The organism is Lentzea aerocolonigenes, assembly GCF_000974445.1.
GTDB classification, from domain to species: domain Bacteria; phylum Actinomycetota; class Actinomycetes; order Mycobacteriales; family Pseudonocardiaceae; genus Lentzea; species Lentzea aerocolonigenes.
On the sequence record NZ_BBOJ01000003.1, the window covers coordinates 234,570 to 250,486 of the forward strand.

General features: G+C 70.0%; 14 protein-coding genes. 10 read left to right on the top strand and 4 right to left on the bottom strand.

Annotation, left to right across the window (positions count from 1 at the left end; all coding sequences use genetic code 11):
- Window positions 1-52 precede the first annotated feature (52 nt).
- Entirely contained in the window at window positions 53-418 is a 366-nt protein-coding gene (locus tag AOM45_RS07145) for a DsrE family protein (RefSeq protein ID WP_030466945.1), read from the top strand.
- On the opposite strand, the gene AOM45_RS07150 is transcribed toward AOM45_RS07145, so the two are convergent.
- Window positions 412-1,281 (bottom strand): helix-turn-helix domain-containing protein, encoded by an 870-nt coding sequence (locus AOM45_RS07150; protein ID WP_051783062.1) that lies wholly within the window; start codon window positions 1,279-1,281, stop codon window positions 412-414. The genes AOM45_RS07145 and AOM45_RS07150 overlap by 7 nt on opposite strands.
- A gap of 130 nt (window positions 1,282-1,411) precedes the next feature.
- On the opposite strand from AOM45_RS07150, the gene AOM45_RS07155 reads away from it, so the two are divergent.
- Complete coding sequence (locus AOM45_RS07155) at window positions 1,412-1,903, top strand: SRPBCC family protein (protein ID WP_236703193.1); 492 nt, start codon at window positions 1,412-1,414, stop codon at window positions 1,901-1,903.
- Between the two features lie 81 nt (window positions 1,904-1,984).
- Here the strand turns inward: AOM45_RS07155 and AOM45_RS50640 are convergent, their stop codons facing one another.
- Window positions 1,985-2,278: a DUF4342 domain-containing protein gene (locus AOM45_RS50640; protein ID WP_051783063.1), complete on the bottom strand. Its 294-nt coding sequence runs from the start codon at window positions 2,276-2,278 to the stop codon at window positions 1,985-1,987.
- 200 nt (window positions 2,279-2,478) lie between these two features.
- Here AOM45_RS50640 and AOM45_RS07165 point away from each other — a divergent pair, with 200 nt between their 5' ends.
- The gene (locus tag AOM45_RS07165) at window positions 2,479-3,153 is read left to right on the top strand and encodes an AIM24 family protein (RefSeq protein ID WP_030466949.1); all 675 of its coding nucleotides are present in this window, start codon (window positions 2,479-2,481) and stop codon (window positions 3,151-3,153) included.
- Window positions 3,154-3,160: 7 nt separating this feature from the next.
- On the opposite strand, the gene AOM45_RS07170 is transcribed toward AOM45_RS07165, so the two are convergent.
- Both AOM45_RS07170 and AOM45_RS07175 read right to left on the bottom strand, forming a co-directional pair.
- Window positions 3,161-3,811 carry a response regulator gene (locus AOM45_RS07170; RefSeq protein ID WP_030466950.1) on the bottom strand — a complete coding sequence of 217 codons (651 nt, stop codon included), beginning with the start codon at window positions 3,809-3,811 and terminating at the stop codon, window positions 3,161-3,163.
- A complete protein-coding gene (locus tag AOM45_RS07175; RefSeq protein ID WP_162185638.1) occupies window positions 3,811-5,184 on the bottom strand; it encodes a sensor histidine kinase in 1,374 nt (457 codons plus the stop codon). The genes AOM45_RS07170 and AOM45_RS07175 overlap by 1 nt, the downstream gene beginning before the upstream one ends.
- A 236-nt stretch (window positions 5,185-5,420) precedes the next feature.
- On the opposite strand from AOM45_RS07175, the gene AOM45_RS07180 reads away from it, so the two are divergent.
- The 7 genes from AOM45_RS07180 to AOM45_RS07210 are packed head-to-tail and all read left to right on the top strand — an operon-like array spanning window position 5,421 to window position 15,917.
- The gene (locus AOM45_RS07180) at window positions 5,421-7,574 is read left to right on the top strand and encodes a GtrA family protein (protein ID WP_156093754.1); all 2,154 of its coding nucleotides are present in this window, start codon (window positions 5,421-5,423) and stop codon (window positions 7,572-7,574) included.
- On the top strand, window positions 7,571-9,079 hold the full coding sequence (locus tag AOM45_RS07185; RefSeq protein ID WP_035909795.1) for an ArnT family glycosyltransferase: 1,509 nt from the start codon (window positions 7,571-7,573) through the stop codon (window positions 9,077-9,079). The genes AOM45_RS07180 and AOM45_RS07185 overlap by 4 nt, the downstream gene beginning before the upstream one ends.
- Window positions 9,076-10,575, top strand: a complete 1,500-nt coding sequence (locus AOM45_RS07190; protein ID WP_030466953.1) for an alkaline phosphatase family protein — start codon at window positions 9,076-9,078, stop codon at window positions 10,573-10,575. Before AOM45_RS07185 ends, AOM45_RS07190 begins: the two co-directional genes overlap by 4 nt.
- Window positions 10,572-11,546 carry a hypothetical protein gene (locus tag AOM45_RS07195; RefSeq protein WP_030466954.1) on the top strand — a complete coding sequence of 325 codons (975 nt, stop codon included), beginning with the start codon at window positions 10,572-10,574 and terminating at the stop codon, window positions 11,544-11,546. Before AOM45_RS07190 ends, AOM45_RS07195 begins: the two co-directional genes overlap by 4 nt.
- The gene (locus AOM45_RS07200; RefSeq protein WP_051783065.1) at window positions 11,543-13,603 is read left to right on the top strand and encodes a metallophosphoesterase; all 2,061 of its coding nucleotides are present in this window, start codon (window positions 11,543-11,545) and stop codon (window positions 13,601-13,603) included. Before AOM45_RS07195 ends, AOM45_RS07200 begins: the two co-directional genes overlap by 4 nt.
- The gene (locus tag AOM45_RS07205; RefSeq protein ID WP_156093755.1) at window positions 13,600-14,058 is read left to right on the top strand and encodes a hypothetical protein; all 459 of its coding nucleotides are present in this window, start codon (window positions 13,600-13,602) and stop codon (window positions 14,056-14,058) included. The genes AOM45_RS07200 and AOM45_RS07205 overlap by 4 nt, the downstream gene beginning before the upstream one ends.
- The gene (locus AOM45_RS07210; protein WP_051783066.1) at window positions 14,058-15,917 is read left to right on the top strand and encodes a CBM96 family carbohydrate-binding protein; all 1,860 of its coding nucleotides are present in this window, start codon (window positions 14,058-14,060) and stop codon (window positions 15,915-15,917) included. Before AOM45_RS07205 ends, AOM45_RS07210 begins: the two co-directional genes overlap by 1 nt.

Genomic DNA, 15,917 nt, shown 5'->3' on the forward strand with positions numbered 1-15,917 from the left:
GACACGGGACCTCCCCGCTCCTACCGTCCTGTTCAGACGAAGGGAGCAGATCATGTCGAACAAAGCCGTCATCAGCCTCGCGACGGGACTCGAGGACTCCGAGAAGGTGACCGTCGCGTTCCTGGTCGCGATCGGCGCCGCGGAGACCGGACGCGAGACCATGATGTTCTTGTCCAAGGAGGCGGTGCGCCTCGCGCTGACCGGCACCGCCACGGGCGTCGCGTGCGACGGCTGTCCGCCGCTGGCAGACCTCTTCCAGCGCTACGAGGCGGCGGGCGGCCGGTACTACGTCTGCCCGCTCTGCTTCAACGCAAAGCAACTCGACGCCGGCAACCTCATTCCCGGCGCGGAGATCAACGGCACGATCCCGTTGTGGAAGTGGATCGGCGACGAGCCCGCGACCACGTTCAGCTACTGAAGGAAAGCTGCCGCTCGCACCCCACCGGATTCCTCGGAATCCCGTGGGGTCGCGCCAACGGCGAGCAGGGCCAGCGCAGCCTGCGACGCCGAGCCGGGTGCGGCGGTGGCGACCACGACGTCGGGCCCCGTCCCGTTGCCGAGGGTCTGCTGCGTGACGGTCAGCGGACCGACCAGGGGATGCCTCATCTCGTACTCGGCCGTGGCACAGGCTTTCACGCGGTGGCCCGCCCACAGCGAAGCGAACTCGGAGCTCTTCGCACTCAGCCGCCCCACCAGTTCGTGCAGCGCGGCGTCGTCCGGATGCCGCCCCGCGACCAGGCGCAGGTTCCCCACCACCGCCTCGGCCTTGCCCGGCCAGTCCGCGTAGAGCTCGCGGACGTGCGGGTCGAGGAACACCAGCTCCGCCATGTTCGGACGCCGCGCAACGTCGAGATGTCCCGCGAACAACGCGTGCCCCGGCCGGTTCCACGCCAGCACGTCGCTGCGACGGCCGAGCACGATCGCGGGAACGTCCACCAGCGCGGCGAGCAGCTGACTCGTCGCGTCCGAGACGTGCTCGGGTGGCGACCGGCGCGCCCGCCTCGCGGGCTTGGCGAGTGCGTGCAGGTGTTGTCGTTCGGCGTCGTCCAGTCGCAGGGCGGTCGCGAGCGCGTCCACCACCTCAGCCGAGGCGCCGGAGGAATGCCCCTGTTCGAGCCTCGTGTAGTAGGAGCTGCTCACCCCGGCGAGGCGCGCCAGTTCCTCCCGCCGCAGACCCGGTACTCGTCGCCGCTCGCCGTAGGTCGGCACGCCGACGTCATCAGGGCGAAGCTGCGAGCGCCGCGTCTTGAGGAAGTCCCCCAGCCCCGCAGTTCCGGTCATGACCCCGAGTATCTCGTGGATCCACAAGCGCTACCTGTCCCGGTCAGGGATACGCAGAGCAGGGAATGGCGTGCCCGCGGGACAACCGGTGGAGTCGGTCCTACCGGGACACGCCGAACAAGGGATTCCATTGACCACCAACGAACCTCACGACGGCATCGACCCGTCGGACTTCACCTTCACCCGTCGAGCGTGGGTCGGCGCCGCCCCCGCCGACGTCTACCGCCTCGTCAGCGACGTGTCGTTGATCAGCCTCTGGAGCCCGAACGCGAGCGACGTCGCCTTCGACAACGGCACCGGTCCCGAGGCCGGTGCGTGGTTCAGCGGGCGCAACCGCAGGGACGGCAAGGAGTGGACCACCCGCTCACAGGTGGTGAAAGCCGAACCAGGCGCAGCTTTCGCCTTCGTGGTCGGGGGTGTCGAGAACGGCGTGGTCGAGTGGAGCTGGACCTTCCACGCCCGCGGCCGTGGCACCCTGGCGGAGCAGTCGTGGCGGTTGCTCCGCCACGACCCGGTCCTCGGCACCACCCGAGCCGAGCTGAACGCGCTGCGCGACTACATGGCAACCAGCGCGGAGACCACCCTGGCCTCCCTCGCCGAGTGGGTCGCGACCGACCGCTGATCCTCGCTCGTACGTCGACACCGGTGGGTTCCGCCTCGCAAGGCGAACCCACCGGTGTCCTTCACCCGATCCCCCGCCGGCTCACTGCGCCTGGTCGGACTCGACAGTCGTCGCGGGCTCGCTGCCCGGCTTCCGGCGGTCCTCCAGCTTGATCTCGCACTTGCCCACCAGCGCGACACCGGCACCGATCGTCGTGGCCACCGGAGCGGCCAGCGCAGCGACCAACCCGAGAGCCACGGGCACCTCGAGCACCACGTCGTCCTTGCTGTCACGCACGACCACGTGACGGTTGATGCCCTCGCTGACCAGCCCGCGAACGGCGTCGACCACCGAGTCGACGGCGGTACGGGTGTACTCGGGCTTGGATTCGGTCATGACTCTCCTCGAACTGCGGATCTCCCCTTGACGATCTCCAGCATGCCCGCGCCGCGCCGCCCTGCCATCGGGGTTTCTCCCTGACCCGCACCTGATTTGCCCCCGAGGACGCCGGTACGCCTTATTTCGGTCTGCACTGAAGCTATAAAACAGACAGATCAAGGCGCGCGCCCGCGTGATCACCTGCATCATCTGCACCCATGCGCAGCTCACTGTTCAACCACGAAGAACGGTCCGTCGAGCCGGGAAGCTTCCAACTGCAGAACGAACGGATGCTCAAGGTGGACCTCACCGGCAGCGGCGGTTTCTTCTTCGCCAAGCAGGGGTCGATGGTCGCCTACCAGGGTGACGTCGACTTCGCCTACGAGGGCGCCGGCGGGCTCGGCAAGCTGTTCAAGAAGGCCTTCACCGGGGAAGGCATGTCGTTGATGAAGGTCTCGGGCAGCGGTGACGTGTTCCTCGCCCAGGACGCCGACGAGATCTTCGTGCTGTACCTGGAGGACGAAGCCGTCACCGTCAACGGCAAGAACGTGCTCGCGTTCGACAGCACGCTCAAGTGGGACATCAACCGGACCGAGGGCGCGTCGATGCTCAGCGGCGGCCTGTTCAACACCACGTTCACCGGCACCGGCGCGTTGGCCGTCACCGCCTACGGGACGCCGGTGGTGCTGAACGTGGACGTGCCGACGTACGTCGACATGCAGTCCGCTGTGCTGTGGTCGACCTCGTTGCAGTCCTCGATCCGCAAGACGGCCAAGCTCGGTGCCGTCATCGGGCGCGGCTCGGGTGAGGCGTACCAGCTCGCGTTGTCGGGCAAGGGCATCGTCGTCGTGCAGGCGTCGGAAGGTCACCCCGTCCCGGCCGCGCACGGGTAGCCGGCGATCACGGCCGGTCGGCCTCGTTCACCAGCGCGACGGCGGCCAGCTGGCTGCCGACCTGGAGCTTCATCAGCACCGAGCGGATTTGGGCACGCACGGTCGCCAGCGAGACACCGAACTCGCCGGCGATCGTGACGGCCTGCCTGCCCTCGGCCAGCCGTTCGAGGACCTCGCGTTCCCGCACGCTCAGCCGGTCCAGTTTCGTCGCGAGGTCCTTCTTCCTCGCCGCGTCGTGCCGGTGAAGCCGGACGAGCTCGGCGCGGGCGGCGGAGGACAGGACCTCGCGTCCTTCGGCGGCGGCGACCACGACGTGGAGCAGGTGCTCGAAGGACTCGGTCTTGTGCACCCAGCCGTGTGCGCCGTCGGCCACCGCGCGGGCGACGGCCGGGCCGCCGCGGCCCGCGGTGACGATCAGCACGGACCAGCCCGCGGCGCGCAGCGGGCGCACCAGCTGCTCGCCTCCCGCCACCTCGCGGCCCAGGTCGAGGTCCAGCAGGACCAGGCCCGGCGCGTGTTCGGCCGCCTCCCGCAGAACGTCCTCCTTGCTGGTGGCCGAGACGTGTTGCGCGTCGAAACCCTGTCCGCGCAACGCGAGCACGAGGATGGTGCGCACCAGCTCGTGGTCGTCGACCACGAGCACCGTCCGGCCCCGCATCAGACCTCCTCGGCTGCCCGGTCACGTACCTGCGTCGCCGCCGGCACCAGCACGAGTGCCGAGCAGCCGCGCTCGTGGTGCCGGTTGGTCCCGATGCGGAACGAGCCGCCGTGCTCGGTCAGCAGCCGCGTGGTCACCTCGAGACCTATCCCCCGCCGGGTGCCGTGCGGGAAGCCCGGACCGAGGTCGGACACCTCGATCCAGATGGTGTCGTCGTGCTGGTGCGCCCGCACTTTCACCGGCGAGCCGGGAGCGTGCCTCTCGCAGTTCACCAGCAGGTTGGTGATCACCTGTGCGAGCTCGGCCGCGGGCATCGTCGTGCGCAGGCCCGGATCGACGGTGAGGTCGATCTTCGTGCCTCTCGCGCGGCGCAACGCGACGAGCCTGGTGAGCAGCGGCGCCAGGACGACCTCGTCGTCGTGGGACGCGGCGTGACCCAGCAGGTAGCGCAGGCGGTCCAGCTCGGCCTGGACCGCGGACGTCAGCGGCTCGCGGTCGGCCAGCAGGTACGTGACCCCGGACAGGCCGGTCACCAGGTTGCGGATCTCGTGTTCGCGTTCCGCCGCGTCGGCCGCCAGCTCGTCGGCCGCGCGTTCGGCCGCCAGGGCCCGGTCGGTGAGCTCGCGGTCGCGCTGTCCCCGCTCGCGCAGGGCTCGCACAGCGGGACGCACGAGTGCGTCGAACACGACGAGCAGGCCGACCAGCCGGAGTGCGGCGAAGTCGACGTCGGGGCTCGCCAGGTCCGGCCGCAGGACGAGCTCGTCGAGGTGCGCGAGTGCCACCGCGGCCAGCCCGAAACCCACCCGCCTCGTGAGCTGCTGCCGCCGGCGCGCGCCTGCCACCACGAACGCCGACGCGACAACGAACCAGCCGAGCACGACGACCACCGTCGCCACCGTCGGCACCTGGGGATCCGACGTCCTCGCAACGAGTTGTGCGATCAACCCGGCCCCCACGCTCAGCGCCGCGCAGACCGCCACCGCCACCGGCCAGCGCACGTGCGTCCACGCCAGCAGCCGGGGCCGCAACGCCCAGACCAGCAGGACGAGGAAGGCCGTGCTCGCGACGAGTCCTCCGACGGCCAGCGCGGACTCGAACTCCCCCGGCAGGTGGTAGATCCCGACAGGTGTGATCACCAGGCAGTACAACGAGAGAGGCCCTGCCAGGCGGCGGACCGCGCGGCCGAGGGTGCCGGGAATGATCCGCGTGACGATCGCGGACGCCGTGGCGACGACGGCGGCGGCCAGGGTCAGCAGCACGAAGACGTCGCCCGCGGGCCTCGCCGGCCACAGGTGGTCCAGGCGATCTCCCTGCCACCACAGCAGTGCGAGCACGATCACGGCCACGGCGGACTCGGCGAACGCGTGGGTCACGTGTCGCTCTGCGTTACCGGTCCGGCCGAACACAGACAGTTGCATGTGGCAGCTCATACATCGCCGTAGTTCATCTGGCCCTGAAGTTATCGACAGGACGCCTCACCGCGTTACGCCGCAGGTTAGGGCCTATAGGCCCTATCAAGGTTGACGATGCGGCGGGCCCGTGCGATTCCGCAAGCTACGCCGTGAAGTTCACCGTGCGTTCACCTCCGATTGTCGGCGAGGGAGTTGCCATGGGCCGGTCGATCAGCGTGGTGATTCCGCTCTGCGACGAGTTCGACAGCGGGGTCGCCCTCCTGAGTCATCGCGATGTCGAGGTCGTCACGGCCGGCGACCGCAGTGTCGGAGCCGTGCTCGCGGCGATGCGGAAGGCGACCGGGCGGTGGATCGTCGTGATGGACGGGGTCGCGCAGCCCGGCGACCTGGCGGTGCGGCTCGCCCGGCTCGGCGAGTCCCGCGACGTCGATCTCGTGATCGCGTCGCGGACCGGCGAGACCAACGCCAAGAACGCGCTCGCCAAGGTCGTGTTCCCCCGCAGGCTCGGCCAGCCGGTCGATCCGACGAGCGGCTTCTTCGCCGTTCGCCGCGACGCGGTCGATCTGGACCGCATTCGTCCCGGCGGCTTCCGGGTGCTGATGGAGCTGCTGGTCCGGCACCCCAGGCTGCGCATGGCCGAGGTCGCATACCACAAGTCCGCGGACCAGCGCGGTGGCGTGCTGGGCGTCGTGCGCCGGGGGCTCGTGTTCGCCGGTCACCTGGTGCGGCTGCGGACCTCGCTGCTGGCCCAGCAGGCGACCCGGTCGGCGCGGGCGTCGGTGCGCGGGTGGCTGCTGCGCGCGTTCGCGTTCGGGCTCATCGGGTTGTCCGGGCTGGTCGTCAACACGGCGGTGTTGTGGTTGCTGCACCTGGAGGTTCTGCAGGTGCACTACCTCATCGCCGCGACGCTGGCGACCGAGGTCTCGACGGCCTGGCTGTTCGTGCTCACCGAGACCCTGCTGTACCGCAAGGGCAAGCCGGGCACGGTGCGGTCGCGTGGCGTGCGGTTCTTCCTGTTGAACCACTTCGCACTGGCGGTGCGCCTGCCGTTGCTCGCGTTGCTCGTGGACGGCGTGCACGTCGACGTGCTCGTCGCGAACGCGCTGACGCTCGCGTTGCTCTTCCTCGTGCGGTTCGTCGTGGCCGACTCGGCGATCTACGGCAAAGGCGAGCCCACCTGCGACGAGCCTCCGCGCGAACCGATCAGGGTGCTGGTCGACCTGGACCAGGAGATTCCCTCGCCGCGCAACGGAAGCCGTCCCACCGAGGCGGCCAGGTACCTCCCGTACCGGTACGCGGTGCCGGGGCTCGCGACGATCGGGTCCCAGGTCGAGCTGCCGGAGCTCGACTACTTCCGCTCGCAGTGGCTCGGCCACGACACCGAGATCCAGGTGCGCGTGGGCGTGGTCGGCGACCGCAGGCCGTTGCCGCGGGCGGTGTTCACGCAGTCCGCGCAGGGACTCGGCTACCACGAGCACCTCGGCAGGCTCGGCGCGAACTTCCGGGTGCGGCTCGGCGACCCGATCACCGTGGTCGTCTCCGCGGCGCTCGCCCGGTCACCGCACGTGGTGTACACGAACATCCTCGAAGCGTTGCTGCGCTTCGTCGCCGTCTCCCGCGGCGCGATGCTGCTGCACTCCGCGTGCGTCGAGCTGCACGGCGTGGGCGTGCTCATCTCGGCCCGCACCGACACCGGCAAGACGGGCACCGTGCTGCGTCTCGTCCGCGAGCACAAGGCCAAGTTCCTCTCCGACGACATGACGATCCTCTACCCGGACGGACGCGTCGGCTGCTTCCCGAAGCCGTTGACCATCAGCCACCACACGTTGCGCGCCGTGCGGTCGCACGAGCTCTCGCCGAAGGAGTGGCGGCGGCTGCGGCTGCAGAGCAGGCTGCACTCCAAGGAGGGCAGGGAGTTCGCGCTCCTGCTGAGCCAGCTCAACCTGCCGATCATGGGCGTGAACGCGTTCACGCAGCGCATCGTGCCGCCGCCGAAGTACGCGGTCGACCGGCTGCTGCCGTGCGAGATCGTGCCCGAGAGCAAGATCAGCGACCTGTTCGTCATCGCGCGCGGCGAGCTCGGCAGCGGTGAGCTGGCCGAGGACGAGGCCACCGCGACGCTGCTCGAGAACACCGAGGACGCCTACCAGTTCCCGCCGTTCCGCCAGCTCGCGCCGTCCATCGTGATCGGTGAGGACGACCACCTGGTGCTGCGCGACAAGGAGCGGGCCATCCTGGAGTCGGCGCTGAGCCGCATCCGGGCGCGTTGGCTGTCCACAGCGGACTTCTCGTGGGCCGATCGGATCCCGGATCTCGTCGGCGAAGACGCCACCGCCAAGGGCTGGGCATGACGGCGACGGCCGCCGTCGCGACCACCACGGACCAGAGTTCTCGAAAACGGCCCGCGCGCCGCTCGGTGCGCACGCTCGTCGTGATCCTCACCGCCGGTGCCCTGCTGCGGCTCTGGGCGCTCGGCGCGGTCGGGTTCAACAGCGACGAGGCCGTCTACGCGGGGCAGGCGGCGAGCATCGCGGGTGACGACGTGCTCACCCCGTTGTTCCCCGTCTTCCGCGCGCATCCGCTGCTGTTCCAGACCACGCTGTCGCTGATGTTCCTCGGCGGGGTGTCGGACGTCGCCGCCCGGCTGCTGCCCGTCGCGTTCGGGCTGGGCACGGTCGTGCTGACGTACCTGCTGGGCAAGCGGATGTACGGGCGGCAGGCCGGGCTCGTCGCCGCCGCGCTCCTCGCGGTCATGCCGTACCACGTCGTCGTGACGCGGCAGGTGCTGCTCGACGGGCCGTTGACGTTCTTCGCGGTGCTGACGGCCTACTGCGTGACGCGGTTCTGCCTCGACGGCGAGCGCCGCTGGCTGCACTTCGCCGGCGCCGCGCTCGGGCTCGCGGTGCTGACCAAGGAGATCGCCGTCATCCTCGGCGTCGCGATCCTGGTCTTCTTCCTGCTGCGGCGCGACATCCACGTGCCGTGGCGCACCGCGGCGGTCAGCGGGGCCGTCGCGGCGGCGATCATGATCATGTACCCGCTGTCCCTGCAGTTCGCCGGCCGCAGCGGGACCGGGCAGAACTACCTGTGGTGGCAGCTCTTCCGCAGGCCCAACCACGATCTGGCGTTCTACGTCGAGACGGTTCCGCTCGCGATCGGCCCCGCCGTGCTGCTGCTCGCGGCCGCGGGGCTGTGGTTGTTGCGCCGCAAGGGCACCTGGCGCGAGACGTTCCTGCTGTGCTGGATCCTGGTGCCGCTGTCGTTCTTCGAGCTGTGGCCGACCAAGGGCTACCAGTACCTCGTCGTGATCGCGCCCGCGCTGACCCTCCTCGCGGCGCGCACGGTGGTGCACTCCTTCCCGGTCTGGCCACCGGTGCGCGCGGCCGTGATCGTGACCTCGGTGCTGTCGCTGGCGGTGCCGAGCTGGCTCGCGATCACCGCGCCACCCAGCGCCGCGTTCCTCGCCGGATCCGGTGGCGTGCCGAAGGGACGCGAGGCCGGGGAGTGGATGCGCGCCAACCTGCCCGAGGGCGCGGCGGTGATGACGATCGGCCCGTCGATGGCCAACCTCGTGCGCTTCTACGGCAACCGCAAGTCGTTCGCGCTGTCGGTGAGCACGAACCCGTTGCGGCGCAACCCTTCGTACGTCCCGATCGACAACCCGGACCGGCAGCTGCGCCAGGGTGAACTCAACTACGTCGTGTGGGACGCGTACTCCGCGACCCGGACGACGTTCTACTCGCAGCAGCTGATGACCTACGTCCACCGGTACCGAGGCGTCCTGCTGCACACCGAGGAGCTCGACGTCGCCGGCCGCACCACGCCGGTGATCATGGTCTACGAGGTGCGACCATGACCAGGCTCCTGCTCGTGCTGGGACTGCTGCTGGGGCAGCCGGTCGTCTCGCCGGCGACGCCGATCGACCACTTCGTCGTGCTCATGCAGTCGAACCACTCGTTCGACAACTACTTCGGCACCTACCCCGGCGCCGACGGCATCCCGGCCGACGTGTGCATGCCGCACAACAGCGACGCCCCGAGCTCGGACCGGTGCGTGAAACCGTTCCGCCTGGGCGCCCAGTCCCCGTCCGACCTCGACCACCTCCCCTCGACCCAGCGCGCGCAGTACAACCAGGGCAAGATGGACGGCTTCGTCGAGGCCTACCGCAAACGCGGCCGCGACGGCACCAACGCCATGGGCTACTACGACCGCGCGGAACTGCCGTTCTACTGGAACTTCGCGGACCGCTTCACGCTGTTCGACCGCTTCTTCAGCTCCGCGCGCGGCGGCAACCTCTTCTACTGGGTCACCGGCCAGGGCCCGTCCGGCGACGTCCCGACCATCTTCGACCGCCTCCAGGACAAGGGCGTGTCGTGGCGGTTCTACGTCGAGAACTACGCCAAGGGCGAGAAGGCCCGCGTCCCGCTGCTGAGCTTCCCGCGTTTTTCCGAGAATCCTGAGCTGGCGAGCCACATCGTGGACCTCAGCGAGTACTACCGCGACCTGAGCACCGGCACGTTGCCCTCGGTCGCCTACGTCGTGTCGTCGGGGTCGAGCGAGAACCCGCCCAGCCGCATCCAGGCGGGCCAGGAGCTCGTGCGGTCCATGACGAGCTCGCTCGCCCGCAGCCGGTACTGGTCGAGCTCGGCGTTCATGGTCACCTGGGACGGCCCGGGCGGCTTCTACGACCACGTGTCACCGCCGCAGGTCGACCGCGACGGGTACGGGTTCCGCGTGCCCGCGCTGCTGATGAGCGCCTACGCCCGGCGGGGTCACGTGGATCACACCGAGGCCGATCACACGGCGGTGCTGAGGTTCATCGAGGACAACTGGGGGCTGGCTCCGCTGGGGCCGCGGGACGCGCGTTCTCCGAACCTTTTCAGCGCGTTCGACTTCAGCGCGCCGGCCCGGCCACCGGAGCTGGTGGGGACCCTGGAGTCGGCGGCGCCGGCCGCGTCCAAGTCGGGAGTCGTGTACGTGTCGTACGGGCTCGCGGTGGTGATCGCGGCCGGGTGTCTGGTGGCGCGGCGGGCGCGGAGGTTGAGGCCGGTGGTCGCCCACGGCATCGCCGGGCTGGTGGCGGCTGGACGTGGCGCGGCGCAACGGGTGTGGCGGGCCAAGCCGAACGTGGCTGGGATGGTCGCGGCCGGTCAGGGCCTGGGACTGCGGGTGCGGCGGGCCAAGCCGGCCGACCCGAGCGGCCCTGACGGCACCACCGTCCTGGGTGTCGCCAGTCGCCGCGCCACCCAGCAGATCCGACGAGCGAAGTCGGCCGCCTCCCACCACCTCGCCGCGCTGATCGCGTCCGCCAGGGACACCACCCAACGCATCCGGCGGCGGTGGAAGCCGTGAAAACCCTTGCCGTCCTCGCCGCCGCGGTCCTCGCCCTGGCACCACAACCCGCCACCGCCGCCCCCACCACCCGCACCCTGGAGATCACCACCGTCCCCGCCCTCCCCGACGCGCGCTTCGTCCTCGACGGCCAGCAGCTCGTGCCCGACGAGCGCGGCGTCATCCGGCTCACCCTGCCCCGCAACAACGACGCGCACCGGCTCGAGCTCACCACGCCGAAGCTCGAGCAGGCCGGTGGGTCGATCGACTTCGTGCGCTGGTTCGGGCACGGGGAGAGCGACCAGGGTTTCACGCCGGTGCTCACCGACCTCGCGATGCGGCACAGCCGGAAGTTGCAGGCGGCGTTCCAGTCGACGAAGAAGGTGCGTTACGACTTCGTCGACCAGGCGCGCAACCCGGTGCCCGCGCACAGGATCACCTCGCTCACCCTGCGCAGCGACTCCGGGCAGACGCACACCCTGCGCGGTCCGGCGGAGGTCACGCTCACCGCGCTGCGGCCGGTGCAGCACGGCGGCACGGTGGTCGGCAAGGAGGTCACCTACTACCTGCAGAGCGTGGTGATCGACGGGGCCAACGTCGTGAACGCCGGGGAGCAGCGGGTGGTGCCGAACCACACGTCCGCGGCGACGTTCGTGGTGCTGCTGCGTTCGGTCCGGTTCCAGGTGCGGGACCTGTTGTTCGGCAAGGCGATGCCTGCCGGGGTCGTGCTGACCTACCCGGACGGCCGCACCGAGAACCTGGACGCGGGCGCGGACGGGGATCTCGCCGTGGAGAACCTGGCGCGGGGGAACTACCGCGTCGCGGTATCGGCTGCCGGGTACTCGGCGCCGCAGGAGCTCGCGCTGTCGCGGGGGCAGTACGTCGACCTCCGGATCCTGTCCTATGTGGACATGCTGGTCATCGTCGTGGCGACGGCGCTGGTGTTCGCAGGTCTGTTCCTCTTCGGCAGGCGGAGGGTGGTGCGGCCGTGACGAAGGCGTTCCGAACATTCCTCACGGCGGTGCTGCTGCTGTTCGTGCTGCCGCCGCAGGCACAAGCGCAGGAACCGTACCCGCTCTTCGCGTACTACTACATCTGGTACGAGAAGAGCTCCTGGAACCGCGCCAAGTCCGACCACCCGGCGCTGGGCGACTACTCCAGTGACGACTCGCGGATCATGCGCGAGCACATCACCAAGGCGAAGAGCGCGGGCATCACCGGGTTCATCGTGAGCTGGAAGTCGACGCCCGCGCTCGACCGGCGGCTGGAGACGCTCGCGAACATCGCGCGGGCAGAGGACTTCCGGCTGGCGATCATCTACGAGGGACTGGACTTCTACCGCAACCCGTTGCCGCTGGAGAAGGTGGCGGCGGATTTCGCGTTGTTCCGGACCCGGCACGGCACCGACCCGGCGTTCACGCTGTTCGGCCAGCCGCTCGTGATCTGGTCCGGCAGCTGGAAGTTCTCCGCGGAGCAGATCTCGCAGGCGGCGCAACCGGTGCGTGACAAGGCGCTCGTGCTCGGGTCGGAGAAGAGCGCCGAGGACTACGAGCGCATCGCGAAGGTCGTGGACGGCAACGCCTACTACTGGTCGTCGCTCGACCCGCAACGGGATCCGAAGGCCGCGGACAAGCTCGCCGCGATGAGCGCGGCCGTGCACCGCCACAACGGGTTGTGGATCGCGCCGTTCACGCCGGGGTTCGACTCGCGGCTGCTCGGCGGCGAACGCGTGGTCGAACGCAACGACGGAGCCACGTTGCGGCGCCTCTACGACGTCGCGCTCAGCTCGTCCCCCGACGCGCTCGGCCTGATCAGCTGGAACGAGTTCAGCGAGAACTCGCACGTCGAGCCGAGCGTCAACCACGGTGACCGGTACCTGACCGTGTTGCGCGAGCTGCGGTCCAGCGCCGTGCCGGACCTCGGCCCGCTCGCCGAGGACTCCAGCGCCGCCGGCACGAGCGGCCACGACGGCATGCTCGTGCTCGGCGTCTGCGGCGGGGCGTTGCTCGCCCTGGCCGTGTTCCTCCTGGTGCGCAGGAGCACGCGGGTCGCGTTCGTCGGTCTCGCCGGCGTGGTGACCGCGTCGTGCATGTCCGGCACGCTCGCCTCCGACTCGGCCGGCGGGCAGGACAACCAGGAACGACAGCAGAACGTCCAGCAGACCCTGTACCACCTGGGGAACAAACCGGTGCGCTCGCCGGACGCGGTCACCATCGCGGCCGCGGGCGACATCGCGTGCCCACCGGACGCGGACGGGCTCAGCAAGGAGGAACGCGAGCAGCCCAGGCCGTGCCGCGAACACGTCACGGCCGACCTCGTCGCCTCGCTCGCACCGGACGCCGTGCTGGCGCTGGGCGACCTCCAGTACCCCAACGGCAGCCTCGAACGCTTCCGCAACGGGTACGACCACACCTGGGGCCGGTTCAAGGACATCACCTACCCGGTCCCCGGCAACCACGAGTACGGCACGTCCGGGGCCAAGGGGTACTTCGACTACTTCGGTGCCGCGGCGGGTGACCGCGACGCGGGCTACTACAGCTACGAGCTCGGTGAGTGGCACGTGGTCGCCCTGAACTCCGAGTGCGAACGGATCGGCGGCTGCGGCGGCGGGTCACCGCAGGAGATCTGGCTGCGCGCCGACCTCGCGGCGCACCCGGCGACCTGCACGCTCGCGTACCTGCACCGGCCGAGGTTCTCGTCCGGCACGCACGGCAGCAACTCCGACTACGACGCGTTCTGGCGCGCACTGCACGACGCCGGTGTCGACGTGGTGCTCGCCGGGCACGACCACGACTACGAGCGTTTCGCCCCGCTGTCCCCCGGCGGTACCGCCGACGAACGGGGCGTGCGCCAGTTCGTCGTCGGCACCGGCGGCGACAGCAACTACCGCATCCGCACTCCCGCGGCGAACGGCAGCGAGAGCCGCGTCCAGGGCGTGTACGGGGTGCTCAGCATGACACTGCGACCCGACGGCTACGACTGGCGGTTCGTCGCCGAGCCCGGTGCGCAGGCAGCGGATTCCGGCTCAGGGAGGTGTTCCGCGAGATGACAAGGACCAAGATCGCGGTCGCGGTGCTCACGATCCTGTGCTGCGCCGCCGTCGCCACGGCATCGCGGCCGGCAGGGCAGACCCCCGCGGCCGCGCAGACCATCACGGCCGGTGAGGATCCCGCGGTGCAGCGGTGGTTCCTGAACCGGGAGGCCATGCAGATCGAGCTCAACAACGCGCTCCAGGCCGCCCGCGGCATCACCGGGCCGTCCCGGCAGGCCACGGCGATCTGCACCCGGCTGACCGTCGTGTCCCGGAAGCTGCAGACCTACGAGCGCGTCCCGGTGGCGAGTCTCGACGGTCCGGTGAACGCGGGCATCGAGGAGTTCCAGCGGGCGGGGCGGGCGTGCCTCACCGGTGACCACGCCACCATGCGGCGCCTCATCGACGAGGGCACCACCGCACGCGCCGAGGCACAGCACCACATCGACGAGCTGTTGCACGGGGAGGAATGATGAAACGGCCACTTCCCCTGCTCGCCACGACGGCGCTGGGACTCGCCCTGCTCACGGCCCCTGTCCACGCGGCGACCCTGACGATCACCGCCTCCGCCGACGCGCACGTGCAGGCCGACCAGCCGGGCACCAACTACGGCACCGCGACCGGGTTGCGCGTCGACGGGTCACCGGTGTCCACCGCCTACCTCAGGTTCGACGTCACGAACCTGAGCGCGCCGCCGTTCAACGTGAAGCTGCGCGTGTTCGTGAACACCAGTGGCACCACCGGTGTCACGTTGTCCGCTGTGGACGGTGCGTGGACCGAGAACGGCGTCACCTACGCGAACGCACCCGCCGTCGGCGCCTCGCTGGGCTCGTCCGGTGCGCTCACCGCGGGCACGTGGGTGTCCTACGACGTGACGACACGGGTGAGTGCCAACGGTTCGTACTCGTTCGCGCTGACCACGACGGCCACCTCGTCCCGCACGTTCGACAGCCGCGAGGGCACCAACCCTCCGCAGCTCGTGGTGGAGGAGACCGCTCCCCCACCGGCACCGGGACCGGCGGACTCGTACGTGCAGTCCGACCAGCCCACGACGAACTTCGGCACCGCGGCCGGCCTGAAGGTCGACGGGTCACCGGCCACCAGCGCCTACCTGAGGTTCGACGTCACGGGCCTGAGCGAACCGCCGTTCAAGGCCACGCTGCGGGTGTTCAACCGCACCTCCGGCACCACCGGGCTCGACCTGTACTTCGTGCCCGACAACAACTGGTACGAGAACGCGATCACCTACGCGAACGCACCGCCGACGGGCAACTGGCTCGCGTCCTCCGGCTCGCTCGCGGCGAACGCCTGGGTGTCCTTCGACGTCACGACAGCGGTGCGCGGCAACGGAAAGTTCTCGTTCGCCGTCACGACGACGAGCACGTCCTCGCGGACGATCGACAGCCGGGAGGGCGAGAACCCTCCGGAGCTGGTGTTCGAGGACGCGCCCCCGCCCGTCCCGCCGGGCACGCCGGTCGTGATCGCCGCCGGTGACGCCGCCTGCGCTCCTGACGATCCCAACTACAACGGCGGCATCGGCACCTCGACCAAGTGCCGCATGAAGTTCGTGTCGGACCTGGCCGTCGCCGCGTCGCCCACGTCGGTGTTCATGCTCGGCGACGCCCAGTACAACGGCGGCCAGCTCGCCAACTTCCAGGCGAGCTACGACCCGACGTGGGGCAGGCTCAAGTCCATCACCCGGCCCGTCATCGGCAACCACGAGTACGGCACCAGCGGCGCGGGCGGGTACTTCACCTACTTCGGCAACGCCGCGACACCACGGCAACCGGGCTGCGTGAAGAACTGCGAAGGCTGGTACAGCTTCGACATCGGCACGTGGCACGTCGTCGTGCTGAACTCCGAGTGCGCGACCATCAGCGGTGGCACCGGATGTGCGGTCGGATCGCCCCAGCAGCAGTGGCTCGCCGCGGATCTCGCGGCGCACCCCGCCACCTGCACCGCGGCGCTCCTGCACCGGCCCCGGTGGAGCTCGAACAGCTTCGGTTACGCCGACACCGCACCGCTCGTCGACACGATGTACGCGGCAGGCGTGGATCTCATGCTCGCCGGGCACGCGCACAGCTACGAGCGGTTCGCGGGGCAGACCCCGTCCGGTGCGCTCGACACCGCCACCGGCATCCAGGAGTTCGTCGTGGGCACCGGTGGTTCGTTCTTCACCGGGTTCGCCTCCGCGGTGCCGAACAGCCTGGTGCGCAGGGCGAACGTCTTCGGCGCGCTGAAGCTGACGTTGCTCCCCACCGGCTACAACTGGGAGTTCCTCGCCGATCCGGCCACTCCGTTCACCGACTCCGGGAGCGCCTCCTGCCACTGA